Raw genomic sequence first — 528 nt, 5'->3', positions numbered from 1 at the left:
TTATTCAGCCGCAATACAATCTCTACGACCGCGCCGACTTCGAGTCTGAGCTCGCGGGCGTGGCGCAGGCACACGAACTGGGCGTGGTTAGTTATTTTTCGCTGGCCAGCGGCTTTCTTACCGGCAAGTATCACAGTGTAGAAGACCTGAAGGGCAGGGCGCGTGAAGACTTTCTGCGAGGCTATTTCGACGGGCGCGGGCTGATGCTGCTGGACGTGCTGCGCCAGGTTGCCGTTGATGTATCGGCTACGCCTGCCCAAGTCGCGCTTGCCTGGCTGATGGGCCGCCCAAATCTCACGGCGCCAATTGCCAGCGCCTCCAGCCTGACACAGCTCGACGACATCCTGGGCGCCGCCGAACTATCGTTGCCCGCCGCAGCGGTTGAAAAGCTGGAAACCGCCAGCCAATAACCGTTGCGGGTGCTGTCTTTGCGCTTTCTCACAATCTTATTGGAGAACATAGGAATGATTGAGCTGGTAATCGATCAGCGCCGCCGGCGCCTGGCACCGGGCGGATTCGAAGTAGGAC

Annotated in this window: 1 protein-coding gene; it reads left to right on the top strand. The window is 59.7% G+C overall.

What is annotated here, in order from left to right; translation table 11 throughout:
- Window positions 1-410, top strand: a 410-nt coding sequence (locus SQ11_RS15420) for an aldo/keto reductase (protein ID WP_041515090.1), incomplete at its 5' end; no start/stop codon positions are given.
- Window positions 411-528 lie beyond the last annotated feature (118 nt).

The sequence above is a fragment of the Nitrosospira sp. NpAV genome (assembly GCF_000832065.1).
GTDB lineage: Bacteria > Pseudomonadota > Gammaproteobacteria > Burkholderiales > Nitrosomonadaceae > Nitrosospira.
This window is presented reverse-complemented; position numbering and strand designations above follow the sequence as displayed.